This is a genomic window from Mesorhizobium sp. M4B.F.Ca.ET.089.01.1.1, assembly GCF_004022605.1.
Classification (GTDB): domain Bacteria; phylum Pseudomonadota; class Alphaproteobacteria; order Rhizobiales; family Rhizobiaceae; genus Mesorhizobium; species Mesorhizobium abyssinicae.
Map to the genome: position 1 here is coordinate 1 of NZ_RZOS01000378.1, position 5,711 is coordinate 5,711.

The 5,711-nt window shown below is 65.7% G+C and carries 7 protein-coding genes; 5 read left to right on the forward strand and 2 right to left on the reverse strand.

The window, feature by feature from the left end:
• The first annotated feature begins 122 nt into the window (after window positions 1-122).
• The 4 genes from EN780_RS26155 to EN780_RS26170 all read left to right on the forward strand — a co-directional run bounded on the left by EN780_RS26155 (window position 123) and on the right by EN780_RS26170 (window position 1,917).
• Complete coding sequence (locus EN780_RS26155; RefSeq protein ID WP_128275737.1) at window positions 123-812, forward strand: TetR/AcrR family transcriptional regulator; 690 nt, start codon at window positions 123-125, stop codon at window positions 810-812.
• 118 nt (window positions 813-930) lie between these two features.
• Window positions 931-1,464, forward strand: a complete 534-nt coding sequence (locus tag EN780_RS26160) for an SspB family protein (protein WP_127283642.1) — start codon at window positions 931-933, stop codon at window positions 1,462-1,464.
• Window positions 1,465-1,482: 18 nt separating this feature from the next.
• On the forward strand, window positions 1,483-1,680 hold the full coding sequence (locus tag EN780_RS26165; RefSeq protein WP_128275738.1) for a DUF4169 family protein: 198 nt from the start codon (window positions 1,483-1,485) through the stop codon (window positions 1,678-1,680).
• A 9-nt stretch (window positions 1,681-1,689) separates the two neighbouring features.
• Window positions 1,690-1,917, forward strand: coding sequence for a ribbon-helix-helix domain-containing protein (locus EN780_RS26170; RefSeq protein ID WP_127283640.1), 228 nt, complete (start codon window positions 1,690-1,692; stop codon window positions 1,915-1,917).
• On the opposite strand, the gene EN780_RS26175 is transcribed toward EN780_RS26170, so the two are convergent.
• Window positions 1,914-3,716 carry a chloride channel protein gene (locus EN780_RS26175; RefSeq protein WP_128275739.1) on the reverse strand — a complete coding sequence of 601 codons (1,803 nt, stop codon included), beginning with the start codon at window positions 3,714-3,716 and terminating at the stop codon, window positions 1,914-1,916. The two genes, EN780_RS26170 and EN780_RS26175, sit on opposite strands and share 4 nt — an antisense overlap.
• A 123-nt stretch (window positions 3,717-3,839) precedes the next feature.
• Here EN780_RS26175 and EN780_RS26180 point away from each other — a divergent pair, with 123 nt between their 5' ends.
• Window positions 3,840-4,265 (forward strand): helix-turn-helix domain-containing protein, encoded by a 426-nt coding sequence (locus EN780_RS26180; RefSeq protein WP_127392570.1) that lies wholly within the window; start codon window positions 3,840-3,842, stop codon window positions 4,263-4,265.
• Between the two features lie 52 nt (window positions 4,266-4,317).
• Here the strand turns inward: EN780_RS26180 and EN780_RS26185 are convergent.
• Window positions 4,318-5,711: AsmA-like C-terminal region-containing protein (locus EN780_RS26185; RefSeq protein ID WP_281035380.1), on the reverse strand; the 1,394-nt coding region annotated here is incomplete at its 5' end.

The following is a 5,711-nucleotide window of genomic DNA, read 5'->3' on the forward strand; positions in this document are numbered from 1 at the left end:
GAGCGAACTTGTTCGTCTCTTGAGCGAACCTATTCGTCCATCCGGAGCGAAATGCCTTTGTTCTATGTCCACAAAATTAGACACTCTTGTCCAAATCGTCAATCACCGCTATATAGATTTTTATGAAGTCCGGCGCCTCTCCTGACACTTTCCCGCCACGCAGCCACGAGGCAAAGCGCATTTCGGTTGTCGAGGCCGCTGCCTCGGTTTTCTGCCGCGAAGGATTTGCCGGCGCCAATATCGACCTGATCGCCGCCGAGGCCGGCGTATCGCGCCAGACCGTCTACAACCACCATGGCGACAAGGAAAAGCTCTTCGTCGCCGTCGTGCGCGACCTCACCGAGCGGTGCAACGCCGGCATCTTCGCCACCATCGCCACCTTCCCCGACCAGCCCGGCGACCTCGAAGCCGATCTTGTCGGCTTTGCCGTGCGCATGAACCGCAACTGCATCTGCAACCGTGACGGCAGGTTCCTGCGCAAGCTGATCCAGGCCGAGGGCGAACGTTATCCCGAGCTTTTCGCCGAATGGCGCGAACAGGGGCCGGGGCGAACCTGGTCGGCGCTTGCCGCCCGCTTTGCCCGGCTCGCCTATGCCGGCCACCTGTCGATCGACGACCCGGACGTGGCGGCGCGCCAATTCCTTGCCCTCGTCAACGCCGAATTGCAGATAAGCTTCATGCTCGGCGGCACGCCGACGGAGGAAGAGGTGCTGCAATCCGCCGGCAATGGCGTGCGCACCTTCCTGCGCGCCTTCGGCCGCCACAAGGCCGCCTCCCACGCGCCCAGAAAGAGCGTGCTCGTCGGCGCCTGAGCCATCAAATCGTCGGCAAAGAGCCTCGCTTCCGGGAGACCGCGATCTATATGCGGTTTACGCCGCGCTCAAGCTTGATTACAGCTATGCGGACGATTCAACGGAACCCGACCGTCACATGGCCGACGACCACATCCGCTACGACATTCTGGCCCAGGAGGCGTTGCGCGGCGTCATGCGCAAGGTCCTGGCCGAAGTCGCGCGCACTGGCCTTCCGGGCAACCATCATTTCTTCATCACGTTCCTGACCGGCGCGCCGGGAGTGCGCGTGTCGTCGCGGCTGCGCGAGCGCTATCCGGAGCAGATGACCATCGTCATCCAGTTCCAGTACTGGGACCTGAAAGTGTCCGACACCGGCTTCGAGGTCGGGCTCTCCTTCTCCGACGTGCCGGAAAAGCTCGAGATCCCCTTCTCCGCCGTTCGCGGCTTCTACGATCCCTCGGTCAATTTCGAGCTCGAATTCGACGTCAAGACGGACGGCGCAGCCGACGACGAACCGGCGCAGCCCGCGCCCGAGCCGCTGGCCGTCGTCACCGAGAAGAAACCGGAGACGAAGAAGAAGGCCGCCGCCGAGGCCGACAAGAAGCCCGCCGCCGCGGACGCCGGCAAGAGCGCCGACGTGGTGTCTCTCGACGCCTTCCGCAAGAAATAACACGCCGGACGGTGCGGCATGGGCGACGTCGTCAATCTCCGCCAGGTCCGCAAGCAAAAGGCGCGGACCGAGAAGGAGCGGCAGGCTGGCGAGAACCGTGCCCTGTATGGCCGCTCCAAGGCCGATCGGGACCGCGATCGCCTGGCCGCCGACAAGGCCGAGCACTTCATCGCCGGCCATCGCCGCGAAAAGCCTGGTGATCCAAACGAGAGCTGAGCGCCTCACGTGAGCCCGGTCGAAAAGCGTTCCGTGACGATCCGCGGCCATCGCACGAGCTATTCACTCGAAAAGCCCTTCTACGACGACCTCGTCACGATCGCGGCGGCGCGAAAGCTGACGCTTGCCGCTCTCGTCGCCGAGATCGACGAAACCCGTCCGCGCGACGCCAACCTCTCCTCCGCGCTCAGGCTTTACGTGCTGGATTGGGCCAAGCGCGGGGCTGGAGTGGCTTAGACAGGGCCCGTCGCGCTGCCCTGTTTCCGGCGACGGGCGCCAAAGGAGAGCAAGGCCGAACGGTCGCGTTCCTCCGCCTGCTTTTTCGACCGGACCCGCATCAGATCCTTCCAGCCGACATAGCCGACCAGGCGCGCATCCTCGCGCGTAACGACGGGAAGATGCGAGATGTTTGCCGTAAGCAGCTTGTCGGACAGGCCCTCCAGATATTCGTCGGGATAGGCAAGCGTCACCTTGCTGCCGGCCAGCAACTCGCCAAGCGTCGTCTTGCGGTGCTTGCCGGCGCGCCGCCAGCGCAGGATCGCCGGCGGATCGATGACGCCAAGCACGTGCCCTTCCCCGGTCACGACGGGAAAGCTCGGGTGCCGCGTCTCCGGCGCGGTCAGGAAGGCGGCGGCGCCATGCAAGGTCATCGTTGCCGGCACGCGTTCGACTTCTGTCGTCATCACCTCGCGCACCCTGGTCAGCGCGAACGGATCGACACGGTATTCGCGCACCAGATGGTGCCCTCGCCGCGCCACCTTTTCGGTCAGGATCGAGCGCTTCATCAACAGCACGGTGACCGCGTGCGCCGTGGCGCAGGCCGCGATCAGCGGCACCAGTATATGGGTGTTGCCGGTCAGCTCGACCGCGAAGAAGGTGGCGGTCAGCGGCGCGCGCATGGTGCCGCCCATGGTCGCGGCCATCGCCAGCAGCGGCCAGAAGCCGGGGGTCGCCTCGGGCAGGATGCCGGCAAGCGCGGCCCCCATCGCCCCGCCCATGATCAGCAGCGGCGCCAGCACGCCGCCGGACGTTCCCGAGCCCAGCGCCACCGACCAGATGATCGCCTTCACCACCAGCAGCGTGAACGCGGCGGCCGCCAGCGTTTTGCCGTCCAGCATGGCGGCGATGTTGTCATAGCCGACGCCGAGCGCCTGCGGCTCGATCAGCCCGCCAATGCCGACCACCAGGCCGCCGAGCATCGGCCACCACATCCAGTGGATCGGCAGTTTCTGGAATGCATCCTCGCAGGCATAGACCATCTGCGTCAGCAATCCCGACAGGAGCCCGGCTGAGATGCCGATCAGCACCCAGCCGGCAAGTCCCGGAAATGTCGCCGCCATGCTGCCCTCGAACGGGAAGATCGGTCCCGGCAGATGCAGCAAGGTGCGCTCGACCTCGGCGACGATGGCGGCGACCGCGACGGGGATGAAACTGCGCGGCGTCCACTCGAACAGAAGCAGCTCGACCGCCAGCATGATGGCGGCGATCGGCGTTCCGAACACGGTGGTCATGCCGGCCGCCGCCCCCGCCACCAGCAGCGTCTTGCGCTCATTGTCGCTGACCGGCAGCATCTGCGCGATCAGCGAGCCGATGGCGCCGCCGGTCATGATGATCGGACCTTCGGCGCCGAACGGCCCGCCCGAGCCGATCGAGATCGCCGACGACAACGGCTTCAGGATCGCCACCTTGGCGTCGAGCCGCGAGCGCTCGAGCAGGATCGCCTCGATGGCCTCGGGAATGCCGTGACCGCGGATCTTCTCGCTGCCGAAGCGTGCCATCAAGCCGATGATCAGCGCGCCGATCACCGGCACGATCACGGCGGCAAGCCCAAGCGGCGTGTCCTCGAGCCTGAGTTCGGCGAGCGAGAACTGGCCGAAATAGGCGATGTTGGTGGCGAGCCGGATGAGCTTCAGCAGCGCAATGCCGGCAAACAGCCCCGCCGTGGCGACCACGACGGCGATGGCCGCGATGAGAAGCACCCGCGCGTCGGTGGTGAAGTCGCGGAGATGGCCGTTTCCGGCATGAGCGGATTTCATTTGGGAGCCCGGCTTTCTGGTTGTCGGGTCGCTATCTATCGTAACACGATATAAATGCACAAGGCCGATTTGCGACGAAAAACAGTTTGAGCTTTTGCCGGAAACGAACAAAGGTCGGCCACGATGCCTTCGCAAAACTCACGCCCCGCCATCAGCCAGGCCGACTATCAGCGGCTGTCCGAATTCCGCTACCTGATCCGACGGTTCCTCGAGTTCAGCCAGATCCAGGCCAATGAGGCGGGTCTCACCCCGCGCCAGCACCAGGCGCTGCTGGCGATCAAGGGGTTTCCGGGCGCGGGACCGGTGACGGTCGGCGACCTGGCCGAACGCTTGCGCATCCGCCACCACAGCGCCGTGGAACTGGTCGACCGCCTGTGCGAGGCCGGGCTTGTCACCAGGGACCAGGACAAGGATGACCACCGCCGTGTGCTTTTGCGGCTCACCGAGCGCGCCGATGACTGCCTCGCCGAACTGTCGGCGGCGCATCTCGACGAGCTCGGACGCATCGAGCCGATGCTAATGCGGCTGCTCAGTCGGCAGGATCGGTGATCGCAACTGACAAGGTCCGAGGATGGCCTGGCTGGCCGGCCTCGGTCCGCCGTCACCCTCCGTCCAGCGACTTCAGCAGATTGTCGATCGTGAACGGGTTGGACTTGGGCTTAGCCGGTGGTGGAGCCGAACCGTCATTGACGCCGGGAAGCGACCCGTCGAGCTTGGGGGCCTGCTGGGCGGCCTTGCGTTGGGCGTCCCGCTTGGCCTTTTCTTCCGAGGCGATGCGCAAAGCCTCTTCGGCCTTTCGCCGCTCTTCCGCGGCTTGCGCTTTGGCCGCATCGTCGGCCGCCTGCTGTTGTGCCCTGGCTTCGGCATCTGCTTTGGCCTTCGCGTCCGCCTCGGCCTGCGCCTTTTCCTCAGCCTCGGCTTTGGCCTTCTCATCAGCTTCGGCTTGTGCCTTTGCCTCGGCTTCGGCCTGGGCCTTCGCGTCCGCCTCGGCCTGTGCCTTTGCTTCTGCTTCAGCTTCGGCCTTGGCCTGCGCCTCCGCTTCAGCCAGGGCCTTCGCTTCGGCTTCGGCTTTCAGCCGCGCCTCTTCCTCCTGCCGGCGCAATTCCTCGGCGGCCCGCTCGCGTTCGGTTTGGAGTGCTGCGTAGTAGCGCACCTCGCGCCGCAGCCGCTGCTTCTCCAACAGCGCCGCCTGCATGGCCTCGACCCGTTGCTGTTCCTTCTCCAGCGCGCGCTGCGTCAGGAACTGCGCCAGCGGCTCGCTGTCGAACTGGCGTTCGGCGGCGCCGAGCGGCCCATCGACGCTGAAATTCACCGCCGGTTCGGAGCCGACCAGCGCCTCATCGCCAGGCCTGTAGGTGATCGCGCCCCTGGCCGTGACGGTGCTGGTGTTGAGGTCTGCGATAACGTCGGCCGACAGCGACGCTGACGGATTGTCCAGGCTGATCGGGGGCGCCCTGAGAATGCCGCCGGCAATGGTGAAGGCAATGTCGGTGTCCTTGGCGGCAAAACTGCCGTTGCCGGCGATCTCGGGCGCGAAGCCGGCGGTCTTGGCCGCATCGATATCGCGCCCGATGGCATCGGCCTTGTCGATGAAGGCGGCGAAGGCATCGGGGTTCATGCCGGCCACGGTAAGTCCCTTCAGCGCCGCCGTGCCGGAACCCGACAAGGCCGCAACCATCGCATCGAGCGACTTGCCGCTGGTCGACAGCGCCGTCGAGACGTCGCCGCTGCCGCTCAGGCCGGCATTTGGCAGCAGGGCTGGAAGATCGGCGCCGGCAAGCTTCATCTGGCCGGAGAAGAGCCCGGTGCCGTCATTGTTCTTGAGCTCGAACAGGCCGGTCAAAGCGCCGCCAAAAAGCTTGGCCTTGAGATCGGAAACCCGGATGCCCTCCTGGTCGAGCTTCAGCGACAGCGCCGCGTCATAGGCGGTGGCGAAGGGACCGGCAGCAAGCGCCGCGGTGGTGAGGTCGAGGTCGGCGGTGAACGGCAGGCTGG